This is a genomic window from Novosphingobium sp. UBA6272, assembly GCF_002440635.1.
Taxonomy (GTDB): Bacteria; Pseudomonadota; Alphaproteobacteria; order Sphingomonadales; family Sphingomonadaceae; genus Novosphingobium.
The window spans coordinates 113,150-128,977 of record NZ_DJUW01000016.1; the positions used below are offsets into that span (position 1 = coordinate 113,150).

General features: G+C 65.2%; 15 protein-coding genes. 8 read left to right on the forward strand and 7 right to left on the reverse strand.

What is annotated here, in order from left to right:
• The 4 genes from B2V17_RS08580 to B2V17_RS08595 all read right to left on the reverse strand — a co-directional run.
• Positions 1-1,136: NAD(P)(+) transhydrogenase (Re/Si-specific) subunit beta (locus B2V17_RS08580; protein WP_292996926.1), on the reverse strand; the 1,136-nt coding region annotated here is incomplete at its 3' end.
• On the reverse strand, positions 1,136-1,444 hold the full coding sequence (locus B2V17_RS08585) for an NAD(P) transhydrogenase subunit alpha (RefSeq protein ID WP_292996927.1): 309 nt from the start codon (positions 1,442-1,444) through the stop codon (positions 1,136-1,138). The genes B2V17_RS08585 and B2V17_RS08580, both read right to left, overlap by 1 nt.
• Positions 1,445-1,593: 149 nt before the next feature.
• Positions 1,594-2,709, reverse strand: coding sequence for an NAD(P) transhydrogenase subunit alpha (locus B2V17_RS08590; protein WP_292996928.1), 1,116 nt, complete (start codon positions 2,707-2,709; stop codon positions 1,594-1,596).
• A gap of 14 nt (positions 2,710-2,723) precedes the next feature.
• Positions 2,724-2,906 carry an aa3-type cytochrome c oxidase subunit IV gene (locus B2V17_RS08595; RefSeq protein WP_324475596.1) on the reverse strand — a complete coding sequence of 61 codons (183 nt, stop codon included), beginning with the start codon at positions 2,904-2,906 and terminating at the stop codon, positions 2,724-2,726.
• A gap of 117 nt (positions 2,907-3,023) precedes the next feature.
• Here B2V17_RS08595 and B2V17_RS08600 point away from each other — a divergent pair, with 117 nt between their 5' ends.
• The 4 genes from B2V17_RS08600 to B2V17_RS08615 all read left to right on the forward strand — a co-directional run bounded on the left by B2V17_RS08600 (position 3,024) and on the right by B2V17_RS08615 (position 9,621).
• Entirely contained in the window at positions 3,024-4,442 is a 1,419-nt protein-coding gene (locus B2V17_RS08600; RefSeq protein WP_292997000.1) for a sigma-54-dependent transcriptional regulator, read from the forward strand.
• A gap of 127 nt (positions 4,443-4,569) precedes the next feature.
• Entirely contained in the window at positions 4,570-5,349 is a 780-nt protein-coding gene (locus B2V17_RS08605; protein WP_292996929.1) for an SDR family NAD(P)-dependent oxidoreductase, read from the forward strand.
• Positions 5,350-5,425: 76 nt separating this feature from the next.
• On the forward strand, positions 5,426-8,245 hold the full coding sequence (locus tag B2V17_RS08610) for a DUF2339 domain-containing protein (protein ID WP_292996930.1): 2,820 nt from the start codon (positions 5,426-5,428) through the stop codon (positions 8,243-8,245).
• Positions 8,245-9,621 (forward strand): DUF3999 family protein, encoded by a 1,377-nt coding sequence (locus B2V17_RS08615; RefSeq protein WP_292996931.1) that lies wholly within the window; start codon positions 8,245-8,247, stop codon positions 9,619-9,621. Before B2V17_RS08610 ends, B2V17_RS08615 begins: the two co-directional genes overlap by 1 nt.
• Here the strand turns inward: B2V17_RS08615 and folP are convergent.
• From folP to B2V17_RS08630, 3 genes are all read right to left on the reverse strand, one after another.
• Complete coding sequence (gene folP, locus B2V17_RS08620; RefSeq protein ID WP_292996932.1) at positions 9,602-10,702, reverse strand: dihydropteroate synthase; 1,101 nt, start codon at positions 10,700-10,702, stop codon at positions 9,602-9,604. The genes B2V17_RS08615 and folP overlap by 20 nt on opposite strands.
• Positions 10,703-10,871: 169 nt before the next feature.
• Positions 10,872-12,005, reverse strand: coding sequence for a site-specific DNA-methyltransferase (locus tag B2V17_RS08625; RefSeq protein ID WP_292996933.1), 1,134 nt, complete (start codon positions 12,003-12,005; stop codon positions 10,872-10,874).
• Between the two features lie 237 nt (positions 12,006-12,242).
• A complete protein-coding gene (locus B2V17_RS08630; RefSeq protein ID WP_292996934.1) occupies positions 12,243-12,878 on the reverse strand; it encodes a ribonuclease HII in 636 nt (211 codons plus the stop codon).
• On the opposite strand from B2V17_RS08630, the gene B2V17_RS08635 reads away from it, so the two are divergent.
• The 4 genes from B2V17_RS08635 (at position 12,877) to B2V17_RS08650 (ending at position 15,822) form a co-directional block, all read left to right on the forward strand.
• Entirely contained in the window at positions 12,877-13,989 is a 1,113-nt protein-coding gene (locus B2V17_RS08635; protein WP_292996935.1) for a PQQ-dependent sugar dehydrogenase, read from the forward strand. The two genes, B2V17_RS08630 and B2V17_RS08635, sit on opposite strands and share 2 nt — an antisense overlap.
• Positions 13,990-14,029: 40 nt before the next feature.
• Positions 14,030-14,545 carry a GNAT family N-acetyltransferase gene (locus B2V17_RS08640; protein ID WP_292996936.1) on the forward strand — a complete coding sequence of 172 codons (516 nt, stop codon included), beginning with the start codon at positions 14,030-14,032 and terminating at the stop codon, positions 14,543-14,545.
• A gap of 162 nt (positions 14,546-14,707) precedes the next feature.
• Positions 14,708-15,247, forward strand: coding sequence for a DUF1285 domain-containing protein (locus tag B2V17_RS08645; RefSeq protein ID WP_292996937.1), 540 nt, complete (start codon positions 14,708-14,710; stop codon positions 15,245-15,247).
• Entirely contained in the window at positions 15,244-15,822 is a 579-nt protein-coding gene (locus tag B2V17_RS08650) for a CoA pyrophosphatase (RefSeq protein ID WP_292996938.1), read from the forward strand. The genes B2V17_RS08645 and B2V17_RS08650 overlap by 4 nt, the downstream gene beginning before the upstream one ends.
• Positions 15,823-15,828 lie beyond the last annotated feature (6 nt).

Here is a 15,828-nt window from a genome sequence, read left to right on the forward strand (position 1 = left end):
GCCAGCAGCACGTTCATGTGCCCGGGCATGCGCCCCGCAACCGGGTGGATCGCATACTTCACTTCCACGCCCTTGGCCTTGAGCAGGTCGGCCATTTCGCGCAGCGCGTGCTGGGCCTGAGACACCGCCATGCCGTAGCCGGGGATGATGATCACCTTCTCCGCCTCGCCCAGCATGTAGGCCGCGTCCTCGGCGCTGCCGCGCTTCCACGGGCGCTGCTCCTTCGCCTCGCCCTGCGCCCCGGCCTCTGCCCCGAAGCCGCCCGCGATCACCGAGATGAAGCTGCGGTTCATCGCCTTGCACATGATGTAGGAGAGGATCGCGCCCGACGAGCCGACCAGCGCCCCGGTGATGATCATGGCGGTGTTGTGCAGCGTAAAGCCCATCGCCGCCGCGGCCCAGCCCGAGTACGAGTTGAGCATCGAGACGACGACCGGCATGTCTGCCCCGCCGATCGGGATGATCAGCAGGAACCCGATCAGGAAGGCCAGCGCGGTGATCGTGGCGATCACCCACAGGCTCTGGTCGGTCATGAAATAGCCGGTCAGGCCGATTATTGCGATCAGCGTGCCGAGGTTGATCACATGGCGCATTGGCAGCATGATCGGCGCGCCGCTCATCTTCCCCGCGAGCTTGAGGAAGGCGATTACCGAGCCACTGAACGTGATCGCGCCAATGGCAATACCAAGGCCTGCCTCAAGTCGTGATACCGGGTTGATCTGGCCGTTCGCGCCGAGAATTCCGAAAGCCTCGGGATTAAGGTAGGCGGCCCAGCCGACCAGCACCGCCGCCAGGCCGACAAGGCTGTGGAACGCCGCGACGAGCTGCGGCATGTCTGTCATCTTGATGCGACGCGCGGTCACCAGCCCGATCACCGCGCCAAGGCCGATCGCGGCCATGATCTGGAGCAGGATGATCAGGTCATCCGGCGTCGGCTGCGGCAGGAACCCACCTTCGGGCACCGGCGCGCGCAGCAGCAGGGTCGTCCCGACGGCGATCGCCATGCCGAGCATGCCCATCCGGTTGCCGCCCTGCGAGGTCGACGGCGAAGACAGCCCGCGCAAGGCGAAGATGAAGCATACCCCCGAAACCAGGTAAGCGAGCATGACCCATGCGGGGACGGCGATGTGTTCCATCAGACCTGCCCCTCGCTCTTCGGCGCGGGCCGATCTTTCTTCTTGTACATCGCCAGCATCCGCGCAGTCACCGCGAAGCCGCCAAAGATGTTGACGCTGGCCAGCACCACCGCCAGCAGCCCGAGCCACTTCGAGCCCGCGCTACCCGCCGCCGCCGCAGCGATCAGCGCGCCGACGATAATCACCGAGGAGATCGCATTGGTCACCGCCATCAACGGCGTATGCAGAGCCGGGGTGACGCTCCACACGACGTAATAGCCCACAAAGCAGGCCATCACGAAGATCGAGAGGATCGAGATGAAATCCATCTATTGAGCCTTTGAGTACTCAGTACGGACATCCTGAGCGTTGTCGCGCATCGCTCGATCCTTACCGACAGCATAACCAGCGAAAATCACTAACAAAAAAGCGACTTTCCAACGATGCTGACGCAGCAAGTCAATGATCTGTTTGTGTCTCACCCGAGCAGCCTTTCATTCACGACCTTGCCATCCTTGGTCAGCCGGATCGCATCGCCGATTTCCTCGTCCAGGACCGGGCGGCCTGCGTCCTTGTCCCAGAAGGCGGAGAGGAAATTGTAGAGGTTGCGGGCGAACAGCGCCGAGGCGTCTGCGGCCAGATGCGCCGGTGTGTTGGAAAAGCCGATGATCTTGACGCCGTGCTTGACAACCGTCTCGTCCGGCTTGCTGCCTTCGACATTTCCGCCCTGCGCCACGGCCAGATCGAAGATCACGCTGCCCGGTTTCATGCTGGCAATCTGCGCGTCTGAAATCAGGCGCGGGGCAGCGCGGCCCGGGATCAGCGCGGTGGTGATGACGATGTCCTGCTTGGCGATGTGGCTGCTCACCAGTTCGGCCTGGGCCTTCTGGTATTCCGCGCTCATTTCCGTGGCATAGCCGCCCGCGCCTTCGCCTTCGATCCCTTTGACGCTCTCAACGAAGATCGGCTTGGCACCGAGCGACTGGATCTGCTCCTTGGTGGCCGAGCGCACATCGGTGGCAGAAACCTGCGCACCGAGCCGCCGCGCGGTGGCGATCGCCTGGAGCCCGGCGACGCCCACCCCCATCACGAAGGCCTTGGCGGCACTGACCGTGCCGGCTGCGGTCATCATCATCGGAAAGGCGCGGCCATAGGCGTTGGCCGCCTCGATCACCGCCTTGTAGCCAGCGAGGTTGGACTGGCTGGACAGGATGTCCATGCTCTGCGCGCGGGTGATCCGCGGCATGAATTCCATCGCCAGCGCCTCGAACCCGGCCTTGGCATATTCGTCAACCCGTGCCCGCTGCCCGAAGGGATCGAGCCCGGCGACGATCCAGGCGCCCGCGTTGGCACCCTTCAGCGCCTTGGGATCGGGGCCCTGCACGCCCAGCACGATGTCCGCGCCCTTGGCGGCGTCCCCCACCACTTCGGCCCCGGCGGCAGCGTATTCTTCATCAGAAATCGCAGCGGAAAGCCCTGCCCCCGCCTGAACCGCCACGCTTGCCCCCAACGCGATGAATCTCTTCACCGTTTCCGGGCTGGCCGCGACACGGGTTTCCCCGCTCGCGGTTTCCTTCAGGACCGCGATCCGCATCCGCTGCGGCGCGCTCAGCTGGCGATCATGTAAATGACGAAGGCGGTGACCAGCACGGTCACGATTGCGCCCCACTTCACCAGACCCGTGAAGCCGGAGTAGGTCGATTCATGCATCTTCATGTCGTTGCCGCTGGCCATTCTGGAACCTCTGGAATGCAGTGTGTTGATAACGATGTGGGTCTCTATCGGGCAAATTGACCCCGCTCAAGTGGGCAGACAGCCAATTCGGTGCAATCGGCAGCCTTAATCGGCTCTTTACCCAAATTGACTATGCGGTCCTGTGACAAGAGTTGGGGGCAAGTGACAAGGACCATGGCGGAGATCGAGCAGCGCCTGTTGATGCTGATCGACGATGAGCCGGCACAAAGCCGGCTGATCGCCGCACTTGCCGCGCGTGAAGGCTGGCGGACCCTGGTCGTCAATGACAGCGAGACCGCGATTGCCACGCTCGGCACCCGCCAGGGGATGCAGCTCAACGCGATCATCCTCGACCAGTGGGTTCCCGGCGACGAGGCCTGCACCCTGATCGCCGAATTGCGCAGCCGTCGCCCGGCCTTGCCGATCCTGATGCTTACCACGAGCGCCTCACCGCTGCTGGCGGTCGAGGCGATGCGCGCCGGAGCGACCGACTATCTGGTCAAGCCGGTCGCGCCCGACCGGCTGATGCAGGCACTGCGGATGGCGACCACCCGCGAAGCTCCGCGCGACGAGCTGCAGCCGCTGACCGAGAAAATGCCGGCCACCCCCGATTTCGACGCGATGATCGGGGCAGCACCCTCGTTCCGCTCGGCCCTGGCGGTTGCGGCCAAGGCCGCGCGCGGCCACGGCCCGGTGCTGATCGAAGGCGAAAGCGGGACCGGCAAGGAAATGGTAATCCGGGCGATGCAGGCCGCGAGCCCGCGCGCCAAGCTACCGTTCCGCTTGCTCAATGTCGGCGCAGTTCCCGCCAATTCGGTTGAATCGGCGCTGTTCGGCCATGAAAAGGGCGCCTTCCCCGGCGCCTTCGATCGCCACATCGGCGCGATCCAGCATGCCGATGGCGGCACTCTCGCCCTCGACGAGGTCGACCGCTTGCCGCTGGCGGTGCAGCAGCGCCTGCTCGAATCGATCCAGCGCGGCGATGTCCGCCCGATCGGCGCGCGCCATTCGTTTCGGGTCGATGTCCGCCTGATCGCGGCCAGCAATCTGCCGCTGAAGGAAATGGCCGAAGGCGGCCACTTCCTGAACGAACTTCTCGCCGCCCTCTCACCCACGACGGTTCACCTGCCGGCATTGCGTGAGCGTGCCGGCGATATCCCGGCCCTCGCCCGCCATTTCCTGGCCCGGATCGGCGAACAGCCGGGGCTTCGCGCGCTGGGGATCACCGACGGAGCGCTGTCGCTGCTTGCGGCCTATGACTGGCCCGGCAACGTCCGCCAGCTTCAGGCCGTATTGTTCCGCGCCGCCGTGTTCTGCGACGGCGATGCTCTGACCGCCGACGATTTCCCGCAGCTGTCCGACCTGCTCGGCAGCGATGGAGCACAGCAGGCCCCGGTGCACGAAGGCGTCGGGGTGATGCTCTACACCCCCGATGGCAATCTGCGCCCGCTCGAAGATATCGAAGCCGACGTGATCCGGCTGGCGATCGGGCATTACCGCGGGCGGATGACCGAAGTCGCCCGCCGCCTCGGTATCGGCCGCTCGACCCTTTACCGCAAGCTCACCGAGTTGGGGATTGGCGACGCGGCCTGATTTTGCTATCCTGCGATAACCAGCAGGGAGTTTCCGCACTTGGTCCAGTGACACCGCCCCGGCGGATTTCATCACCCTCGCAGCCTGAACGGTCTGCGCTGACCAATTGCATCCGAAAGGAATTCCCATGCCCCGACTTGCGGGAAAAGTCTGCGTCGTAACCGGCGCCGCGCGCGGCATCGGCCGCGGCATTGCCCATGCCTTCCATGCCGAAGGCGGCGAAGTCATCCTCACCGATATCGACCAGTCCGGCGGCGCGGCGGCCGCTGCCGAAATCGGCTGCCGCTTTCTGCCGCTCGACGTGCGCGAAGAGGCGGACTGGGCCGCGCTGGCTCGCGCCGTCCCGGTGGCCGACGTGGTGGTCAACAATGCCGGGATCACGGGCTTCGAAAGTTCGCCCGGTCCGCACGATCCGGAACATGCCAGCCTGGCCGACTGGCGCGCGGTCCATGCCACCAACCTCGACGGGACCTTCCTTGGCTGCCGTTATGCGATTGCGGCGATGAAGGACCGGGTGACGGGTTCGATCATCAATGTCTCGTCGCGCTCTGGTCTTGTCGGGATCCCCGGCGCTGCTGCCTATGCCAGTTCCAAGGCGGCGGTGCGCAACCATACCAAGTCGGTCGCGCTGTGGTGCGCGCAGAACGGCTGGGCGATCCGCTGCAATTCGATTCACCCGGCGGCGATCCTGACCGAGATGTGGGAACCGCTGCTGGGTGACGGACCAGACCGCGCCGAGCGGATGGCGGCGTTTGTCGCCGATACCCCGCTCAAGCGGTTCGGAGGGATCTCCGAAGTTGCCGCACTGGCCGTGCTGCTGGCTTCCGATGAAGCGGGCTACATCACCGGGGCCGAGCTGAACATCGATGGCGGACTGCTCGCCGGATCGGCGGCAAGTCCGGGATAAATCGGCCCTAGCGCTTTCAATTGCCGCCAATTCTGCCAAGCTGGCCCCTGGTATTGGACAGCGGGACGGAGGGGCTATGATCCTGTGGGCGATCGTCGCCGGGGCACTGATCGGCTGGGCCGTGTCCGACTGGGGCAACGGCTCTATCGGAGCGATCCTGGGCGGCATGCTCGGCGCGGCGATGGGCAAGTGGCTCCAGAACGAATTCACCGCTCAGGTAGCGCGCGAAGTGCGCCGGCAGCTTGATGGCTTGCAGGAACCGCACGTGCCGAATGTCCTGCCGGCCGAGCCGCCGCGCCCACAAGTGCCCGAAACGGAACCGGTTGCTCCGCCGATCGCAGCGCCCGTACCCGAGCCCGCGATGGTTCAGGCCTGGACCGAGCAGGCCCCGGCCTGGCAGGAAGTGGTGCGACAGGAACCGGCCGAGCCCTCGCTTGCAGAAAAGGCGATCCATCACACGGTCGAATGGTTCACCGGCGGCAACACCATCGTCCGGGTCGGGCTGGTGGTGCTGTTCGTGGGCCTGGTGTTCCTGGCCCGGCTGGTCGCCAATGCCGGGCTGTTCCCGCTGGAAGCGCGGCTGGCCACAGTCGGCCTGATCGGCGCGGCGCTGCTCGGCATCGGCTTCGTCAAACGGATCGAGCGTCCCGACTTCGCGCTGCACCTGCAAGGGGGCGGCGTCGCGGTGATGTACCTGACGGTCTTCGCCGCAGCGCGAATTTACGAGGTGATGCCGCCCCTGGCTGCCTTTGGCTTCATGGTCCTGATCGCGGCGTTGGGGGCTTTCCTGGCGGTGATGCAGGATTCGCGGGTGATGGCGCTGGCCAGCTTCCTCGGCGGCTATGCCGTGCCGGTCATGCTCGGCGGCGAGGCGGAGACCCCGCTCGGACTGTTCAGCTATATCACCATTCTCAACCTGGCGGTGATGGGGATCGCCTGGAAGAAGAGTTGGCGGCTGCTCAACCTGCTCGGCTTCTTCGCAACCTTCGGCCTCGCCACGCTGTGGGGCTTTGGCGCTTACCAGGATCGCCATTTCCTGATCTGCGAAGTGTTCCTGGCGCTGTCGGTGGCGATCTATCTCGCCACCGCGCTGCTCTATGCCCACAATACTCCGGGTAAGCTCGGCAATGTTGCGGATTCGACGCTGCTGTTCGGGACCGCGCTGGCCGGTTTCGGGCTGCAGTCCGGGCTGGTCCATGACCGGCCTTATGCCGCCGCATGGTCGGCGCTGGTGTTTGGCGCGGTCTACCTCGCCGTCGCCTGGTGGGCGATGCAGCGCCGCAAGCAAGGCATGGGCCTGCTCAGCGAATGCATGCTGGCGATCGGGGTCGGCTTCGTCACCCTCGCGATCCCATTGGCGCTCGACGTCAAATGGGTCGGCGCGTCTTGGGCGCTGGAAGGCGCGGGCGCGTTCTGGGTCGGAACACGGCAGGCACGGTGGATGCCGCGGCCCTTTGGACTGCTGCTGCAGGCATTCGGTGCGGCCCTGACCCTGGCAACACTGGAAGCCAATGTCTCGGCCGTGCCGATCTTCAACAACGGCGTGTTCGGCCCGCTGCTGATCGCCGCGCCGCTGCTGTTCACCGCCTGGCTGCTGCGTCAGACCTGGCCGCACAGCGGATCAAGCTGGGCCGAGAACTGGGAACCGGTTGAGCAAAGCCTCGGCAAACCTTGGTTCCTCGCCGGGTTCGCCTTTGCTGCGCTGGCGGCATTGCAGGAAGTCAACCGTGCCCTGCCCGCCCCAACCAGCGAAGACTGGCCGCAACCGGTATTCTCGGACTGGCAGGCCACGCTGGTCGGCTTGCTCGCCGTGCTCCTGCTGATGGCGCTGGCCAACTGGACCGGGCGCAAGCGCGACTGGCCGGTTGCGACCTGGCCAGGCCGGGCCGGCATGATCCTGATCGCGTTGGCCTTCCCGGGCATGCTGATCATGGGCCGCAATGTAACTGACCTGCCCGATCTGATCGCCTGGGTCGCCGCTTTCGGGATCCATTATAGGATGCTCCAACTGCGCGACAGGGCCAAACTCCCCGGCCGCAGCGCCTGGGACGCTGGGATGCATACACTGGGCGTGCTGGTGCTGACCGGAATGCTGGCCGATGCCCTGTTCCAGCTGGTCGATGCCGCGAGCCTGTGGGACACGTCCTGGGCCGGAGTGGTGTTCCTGATCAGCGCCACCGCCGTTCTGTTCGTGCTGACCCGCTGGGCCGGCCGCGCCGCCAGCGGTGGGACCGAACCGCACGGCTGGCCGCTGCATCCCCATGCCCGGGCCTATTGGTGGCGCGGAGCCACGGTGCTGGCTGCCTTGACCTACCTTGGGGCACTCGCGGCCGGGTGGTTTGCAGCCGGCGATGCGGCCCCCCTGCCCTATGTGCCGCTGCTCAACCCGATCGATCTTGCGGTCGGCCTGGCTATCGCCGCGCTGGCCTATCGCCGGCAACTGCTCCAAACTGCCGATCCGCAGCCGCGCCTTGCCGCATGGATCGCTGGAAACGGCGGGCTCGGCGCGCTGGCGCTGCTCGGCTTTGTCGCAATCAACGGCATCTGGGTGAGGACCGCGCACCACTTCATGGGCGTGCCGTGGGACTATTCAACCCTCTCCAGCCCGACCGTATTGACCGGTTTTTCCATACTCTGGACCCTGATCGCAATGGGACTGATGCTGTTCGCCCAGCGCCAGGCGATGCGGCTGCCGTGGCTGGCCGGGGCAACGCTGCTCGGCGTTGTGGTGGCCAAGCTGCTGTTCGTCGACATGTCACAGGCCGAAGGTATCGCCCGTATCGTCGCGTTCATCGGGGTGGGTGTACTGATGCTGCTGATCGGCTATTTCGTGCCGTTACCGCCACGCAAGGGCGAAGCTGGTTCGATGTCGCAACGCGGCGAGGAGAAGACTTGATGATTGCCCGTTACGCCCGCCTGGCCACCCTTGCCCTTGCTGCCGCAAGTCTGGCCGCCTGCGGCACCGAAGAGCGGCCCGAACCGAAAAAGGCTGACCAGTTCGGCGTGGTCCTGGCGGTCGCGCCGGCCGATGAAGGCAAGCTCGGCCGGGTGGTCCTGCCCGCCGCGGCGATTGCCGAGATCAAGCGCGCGGACCTGGGTGACGTGCGGATCTACGATGCCAAGGGCCGGACCCTGTCGATCGCGCTCGGCTATGACCGCTCGGGCCAGTCAAGCCTGCTCAAGAGCAGCGACCTGCCGGCAATCCCGATCGCTGCGAACCACGGCGATGGCGCCGCTGTTCCGATTGCGGTCGAGGTCAAGGCCGGCGATGCCACCGTTGCAGTTACCGCAACCGACGCTGCCGATGCCGACAAGGCGCGGGTCTCGGTACTGTTCGACACCCGCACCCTGGCGCTGCCGGTGGCCGGCATGGAGCTTGCCGCCAATCTGCCCAGACAGGTTCCGGTCACCTTCACTCTTGAAAGCAGCGCCGACCTCAAGAGCTGGGAACCGCTGGCCGAAAAGGTCCTGCTGCGCCCCGGAAACGATCCCGAAGTACTCGGCACCGGGCGCATTGCCCTGCCCGGTGCAAACCTCAGGGATCGCTATGTTCGGGTCAGCTGGGATGCCACGCCCGATGTCGCGGTTACCGGTGCAAAGGTGTTTGAAGCGGTCGAGCGTCAGCCCGCCCGGGTCGAGCTGGAAACCAGCGGCGGCAAGCTCAGCAATGACCACGAACTGCGCTTTGCTCCGCAGCTTGCGGTGCCGATTGAAGCGGTCGAGCTGGAACTGGCCGGGCCCGACGGAATGGTCCCGGTCGAGCTGTTCGGCCGCAATGACCGCAGCGAGCCCTGGGGCCTGCTGGCGCGCGGCACGCTGCGTCAGGGCGAAGGCCCGCTCAATCTGGAACTCTCAGGGAGCACGACGCGCGAATACCGGATCGTCGCCGACAAGCGCAGCGCCGGCTTCTCGAAGGAACCGAAAGTCAGCCTTGCGGTTACCCCGATCACGCTGTTCGCTGCGTTCAACGGCGAAGGTCCGTTCAACCTCGCGGTTGGCCATCCCGATGCCAAGCCAGCCTACTTCGATCCGGCCGACCTTGGCACCACCAGCGAGCTGCTTCGGGCCTGGCGGCGCGACGCCGAAGTGGCGATCGCCGGCGATGCACCGCTGATCCAGTTGGCTCCGGCGGTGCCGGAAACGCCGTTCGATCCACGCAGCATGGCGCTGTGGGGCGCTCTGCTGCTTGGTACCGCAATCCTCGCCTTTGCTGCCTGGCGGCTGATGCGCGGTCAGGCTGTGGCGGCAGCGCCTAGTCCACCAACTGGCTGAAATCGGTAAGCGCGGCGTCGCGCAGACCTAGCCAGACATTGCGGGCCTGGACCGTTTCGGCGACGTCGTGGACCCGCAGCAGCTGGATCCCGGCCTCGAGCCCCTTCATCGCCAGCGCGACCGAGCCGCCGAGCCGCTGGTGCGCCGGAGCCTCGTTGCTGAGCGCGCCGATCATCCGCTTGCGGCTGACCCCCAGCAGCAGCGGCTGGCCGAGCGCATGGAACAGCGGCAGGGCGTTGAGCAGTGCCAGATTGTCGGCGATCGACTTGCCGAAACCGATGCCGGGATCGAGCACGATCTTCTCCCGCGGGATGCCTGCCGCCATGGCCGCATCGCGCCGCGCCGCCAGCCAGTCGAACACGTCGAGCACGACAGCGTCATATTTGCCATCGGCGTGAAGGTCCTCGCCTTCGCCCGGGGCGTGCATCAGCACCACCGGCGCGCCGCTGCGGGCGGCGAAATCGAGGCTGCGCGGATCGTGGCGCAGCGCGGATACATCGTTGATCAGATGCGCACCCGCCGCCAGCGCGGCCTCCATTATGGCAGGCCGGCGCGTGTCGACGCTGATCGCCGCGCCCATCGCCGCCAGCCGCTCGATCGCCGGGATCACGCGCTTTAGTTCATCGCCTTCCCAGACCGCCGCAGCGCCGGGCCGGGTGCTTTCTCCGCCGACATCGATGATCGCGGCCCCACCCTCGACCATGGCGGCGGCATGGGCATGGGCGACTTCGGGATCATCCATGAACTGCCCGCCATCGGAGAAGCTGTCCGGCGTGACATTGAGGATGCCCATCGCCTGCGGCTGATCGAGCCGCACGGTTCGCGCGCCCAGTTGCAGCGGCGGATGCACGCGCTGAAGATTGTCCCACTGTTCGCGCACCCCATCGGGCAAGTCGGACAGCGCAGCGCGCAGTTCCGGCACCGAGAAACGGCGGCGCGCGGTGACTTTGCCGCCGCTGCGCTCGATCAGCGCGAACCGGCTGGCATAGACCAGCCCGCCCGCCAGCCGGATCGCCTCACCTTCCTCGGACTGCGGAGATCCAGCGAGGGCGATGGGGTGGAGATAGCAATTTGAACTCATAAGCCGACTTAGCCCCAAAATCCGTCATGCTGAACTTGTTTCAGCATCCATTTCACCGCCCAACCGGAGATCGGTTCACACCTTGAATGTTCGGTTAGCTTTGGCACTTCGGCGGCCAGATAGACCCTGGAACGAGTTCAGATTGACGAGGTTTGTTGGGAAGCGTTGCTTAATCCTCGGTCGCCAGCAGATACAGCTGCCGCACCGCATCGAGCGGCTTCAGCTCACCCTCGTGCTCGATGTGCCAAAAGGTCCAGCCATTGCAGCTGGGCGCGCCCTGGACCTTGGCGCCAAGGCCGTGGATCGAGCCATTGTCTGCCCCGCATATCACCGAACCATCTGCGCGCACGGTAGCCTTGAAGCGGCGCTTCTTGTCGGAAATGACGGCTCCGGCGGCAATCCAGCCGGTTTCGATCAGGGTCCCGAAGGCCACCTTGGGCGGGGCCTTGTGGCTTTGCATGGTAGTCAGCGCGGATTCGTCGAGCGGCAGGGCCAGTTCGATCCGTTCCAGCGCAGCCTCGCGGTAGACGCTTTCCCGCTCACACCCGATCCATTCGCGGCCCAAGCGCTTGGCGACCGCGCCGGTGGTGCCGGTGCCGAAGAACGGGTCGAGCACCACGTCACCCTTGTTGGTGGTCGCGAGCATCACGCGGTAAAGCAGCGCCTCGGGCTTCTGCGTCGGGTGGACCTTGGTGCCGCCCTTCTTGAGCCGTTCCTGGCCACCGCAGATCGGCAGCACCCAGTCCGAGCGCATCTGCAATTCGTCGTTCAGCGTCTTCATCAGGCGGTAGTTGAAGGTGTACTTGGCCTTCTCCCCCATCGAGCACCAGATCAGCGTTTCGTGCGCGTTGGTGAAGCGGGTGCCCTTGAAGTTGGGCATCGGGTTGGCCTTGCGCCAGACTACGTCGTTGAGGATCCAGAAGCCCATGTCCTGCATCAGCGCGCCGAGCCGGAAGATGTTGTGGTACGATCCGATCACCCAGATCGAGCCGTTCGGCTTGAGCACCCGGCGCGCTTCGGTCAGCCACTCGCGGCTGAACTTGTCATAGGCGGCGAAGCTGTCGAACTGGTCCCAGTGATCGGTTACCGCATCGACATGGCTGCCATCGGGGCGTGAGAGGTCACCACCGAGCTGCAGATTGTAAGGCGGATCGGCGAAAATCATGTCGACGCTGTCGGTCGGCAGCCTCCGCATCGCCTCCACGCAATCGCCATCGAGGATCTGCCCCAAAGGCAAATCGGGCCGTGCAACCTCCTTCGCAGCGCGCAGCCGCGCCTTCTCTTCAACCAGCATCTGACCCATTTTCGTCGCGTCTAACCTCTCAAAGTTATCCACAGGGTGAGTCCTTGCGGAGTCCGCGTCAAGCGGAAACTCGCTGGAATCCTAGGGATTCATGGTTAAGGAAACATTGAAGAAGGCGGAACGAAACGAGACCGGCACAGCATATGGAGTCCTCAGATTCCCGATGGACTCAAGATGTGGTGGGTGTGACCGGTGGGACTCGGCACGAATAAATCCGGCCCGCAACAGCCAGATCGCTCAAATCAGCTGCAATTGCGAAACCGGAGCGAAGCTTCGCCGGTGAAGCGGGCTCGGCCCGTGCCGGCGCAGCGCGGCCAGGTGCTCGGCCGTGCCATATCCCATGTTCCGCTCCCACCCGTAATGCGGGTGCACCCGGGCATGTTCGCGCATCAGCCGGTCGCGGTGCTCTTTCGCCAGGATTGAAGCGGCAGAAATGCAAGGCTCCAGGGCGTCGCCACCAACTATCGCGGTGGCCCTCCAGCGCCAGTTGGGATGGCGGCCGACCGGAGTCTTGTTGCCGTCGATCAGCACCATGTGCGGTTCGCTGCACAGGCCCTCCACCAGCGCGCTTACCGCTCGCGTCATCGCCAGCATGGTCGCGGCAAAGATGTTGATCCGGTCGATCTCGTCCGCCTCCACCACCCCCAGCGCCCAAGCGCAGCTTTGTTGAACCAGCGGTTCCAGCGTGGCACGGCGCTTGGCTGAAAGCTTCTTGGAATCGTCGAGCCCCGCTGGCGCATCAAGGCCCAGCACGCAGGCCGCCGCAACCACTGGGCCGGCGAGCGGCCCACGCCCCGCTTCGTCGACGCCAATGATCACCTGACCATCGGGGCACTTGGCAATGGCCGGTTTGTCGTCGATATTCGACAGCATGCGCACCAAACTCCTAATTGCTCTTTCGCCCCTCGTCCTGATCGCTGCAAGCTGCGGAGGCCCTGCCGCTGGGGATAGCCCGCGCCAAATCACCAAGATCGAGGGCCAGTTCGCTATTCAGGAACTCGGCACGTTTGAGGCTCCCTGGGCCATGGCCGTCCTGCCGGAAGGCCGGCTGCTGGTTACGGAGAAGGCCGGAAAGCTCAAGCTGCGCAGCGCCGACGGCATGGTTGCCGAAGTCGCCCTGCCTTTCACGGTTGATTTCGGCGGCCAGGGCGGGCTCGGCGATGTGATCGCGGCACCGGACTTTGCCAAGTCTGGGAGGATTTACCTCAGCTGGGCCGAAGCCGGTGAGAATGATACCCGCGGCGCAGCGGTCGGTACAGGCATATTGGTACTGGAGGGTTCCGCGCCCAAGCTTGAGCACTTCGCGGTTATTTGGCGGCAGAACCCCAAGGTGACCGGAAAGGGACACTACTCGCACCGCCTGGCAATTAGCCCGGACCGCAAGCACCTCTACATCGCCTCGGGCGAGCGGCAGAAGATGCAACCGGCGCAAGACCCCAAGAGCGATCTGGGCAAGGTGATCCGCCTGCCGCTGGTTTCGTCGGGCGGCCCGGGGGGCGCACCGCAACAGGTAAGTATGGGCCATCGCAACATCTTGGGCTTGGCTTTCGCACCCGATGGTCGGTTGTGGGACCTCGAACATGGCCCGGCCGGCGGCGACGAACTCAATCTGGTCAAGCCGGGGGCCAATTACGGCTGGCCGCTGGTTTCCGAAGGGCGTCACTACAGCGGCGAATTCATCCCGCATCACGATACCCGGCCCGAATTTACAGCCCCCGCGCTCTACTGGAACCCGGTGATCGCGCCAGGAGGGATGATCTTCTATTCGGGCAAGATGTGGCCTGAATGGAAAGGTCAACTGCTGATCGGAGCGATGAACCCAACTGCAGTGGTGCGCGTGAAGATCAGCGGCGAAAAGGCCACTGAAGAAACCCGCTATCCCATGGCAAAGCGGATCCGCGCGATTGCAGAGGACAGGGATGGCTCTTTGCTTGTTCTGGAAGACAAGCAGGGCGGCCGGTTGCTGCGGCTTTCACGCAAATAGCATCGACATTGCACCGCGCTGCCCCTAACGCGCGCGGCCAATGTCCGATGCAACGCTTATCCCGCTCAACAATGTCGACCCCGCGCTGATTGAAGCGCTGCTCGACCGCGCGTTTGAGCCGGAGCGAAAGCAGCGCACCGCCTACAAGCTCCGCGACGGGGTGGACTGGCTGCCCGGCCTGTCGTTTGCGGCAATCGACGCCGAAGAACACCTGGTCGGAACCATCCAGTGCTGGCCGGTGGCCCTGACCGATCCGCAGGGCCGGCGCCATCCCATGATCCTGATCGGCCCGGTGGCGGTGCTGCCCGAGGAACAGGGTGCCGGCTATGGCAAGGCGTTGATGACCGCAGCAATCGGCGCGCTCGATCCACGCAGCCCCTTGCCGCAAGTGATGATCGGCGATCCCGAATACTATGGCCGCTTCTGGGGCTTCTCCGCCGACCCTACTGCCGGCTGGACGCTTCCCGGCCCATGGGAACCGCGCCGGCTTCTGGCCCGTTGCGACAATCCGGCGGTCTTGCCCAAGGTCGGTTCGCTGGGGCCCTGGGTGGGGTAAAAGGGCTCACCCGAAGAACCCAAGCTGTCGCGCTTTGCGGCGAAGCCGTTCATCCCATATGCGCTGACTGATCCCACAGGGCCTGCGGCGCAAAGCAAACCTCTTTGGTTCTTTGGGTGAACACATGTTGTTCCCGGCCCGCCCATCTGGCATCGCGCACCTGTGCCATACGAACCGCCACCCGAACTTGCCGCGCTCTCGCTGGAGGAGATTGCCCAGCTCAATGCCGCGCGCAAGTTGCCGCCGGTCGAGCAATGGGAGCCCGCGGTCAGCGGCGACAGTCTGATGACGATCAAGGCCGACGGGCGCTGGTTTCATGACGGCGGGGAAATCCGGCGTCCGGCGATGATCCGCGCCTTCGCCGGACTGCTGGGCCGCGACAGTGAAGGTCAGCACTGGCTGGTCACGCCACAGGAGAAGCAGGCGATCGCGGTAGAGGACGCCGCCTTCATCGCCACTGACGTGTCGCGCACCGGCGACGCCCTCGCCTTTCGGCTCAATACCGACGAAGTGGTGGTGGCCGGGCTCGATCATCCGCTGCGTGCCCGCGGCGATGCCGATACGCCGGCGCTCTATCTGGCGGTCCGCAACGGCACCGAGGCGCGAATCAACCGATCGACCTGGCTGCAACTGGTGGAGCTGGCGGGCGAAGACCTGACTATCCGCAGCCAGGGTGCCACGTTCTCGCTGGTTCCGCGATGAGCCTGGTCAAACGCCTGTCGCGGCTTCACGCCGAGGGCCACGCCCAAGCGATCGACCATCATGACGAGCAGGGCTTTGCCGATCGCGAACTGCGCCCCGCTGCCGTGCTGGCGGCGATGACCGAGCGCGAGCGACCGGGGTTCCTGCTGATCCATCGCCCTTCCAACATGCGCTCGCACCCCGGCCAAGTCGCCTTTCCCGGAGGCAAGATCGATCCGGGTGAGACCCCGGTCGAGGCGGCACTGCGCGAAGCCTGGGAGGAACTGGGCATCCACGAGCGCGATGTAACCGTGATCGGCCCGAGCGATACCTATCGCACCGGATCGGGCTATGCGATCACTCCGGTGATTGCGGTGGTCCCGCCGGACCTTGAGCTTAATCCCAGCCCGACCGAAGTGGCGCAGTGGTTCGAAGCCCCGGTCGACTTCGTGTTCGACGCGGCCAACCACACTCACCATTCGGGGATTTGGCAGGGCCGGACAAGAAGCTATATTGAGATCCTATGGGAGCAACACCGGATCTGGGGGGTAACCGCGGGGATCATCGCCAACCTGGCGAAGCGGATCGCGTGGTGATGGGTT